General features: G+C 61.2%; 1 pseudogene. It reads left to right on the forward strand.

The annotated features are described in order from the left end of the window. Positions 1-379, forward strand: a pseudogene (locus X760_RS0140760) (TCP-1/cpn60 chaperonin family protein); the annotation flags it as partial.

A 379-nucleotide genomic window follows, 5' to 3' on the forward strand; every position in this document is an offset into this window, starting at 1 on the left:
GGCAATGGCGACGTTTCGGTCGGCTCGATGATCGCGGAAGCGATGCAGAAGGTCGGCAATGAGGGCGTCATCACGGTCGAGGAAGCCAAGACCGCCGAGACCGAGCTCGAAGTCGTCGAAGGCATGCAGTTCGACCGCGGCTATCTCTCGCCCTACTTCGTCACCAACGCCGAAAAGATGGTTGCGGATCTGGAAGACGCTTACATCCTGCTCCACGAGAAGAAGCTCTCCAACCTGCAAGCCATGCTGCCGATCCTCGAGGCTGTCGTGCAGACTTCGAAGCCGCTGGTCATCATCTCCGAGGACGTCGAAGGCGAGGCCCTGGCCACGCTGGTCGTCAACAAGCTGCGTGGCGGCCTGAAGATCGCCGCCGTCAAGG

It is taken from the genome of Mesorhizobium sp. LSHC420B00, assembly GCF_000503055.1.
Taxonomy (GTDB): Bacteria; Pseudomonadota; Alphaproteobacteria; order Rhizobiales; family Rhizobiaceae; genus Mesorhizobium.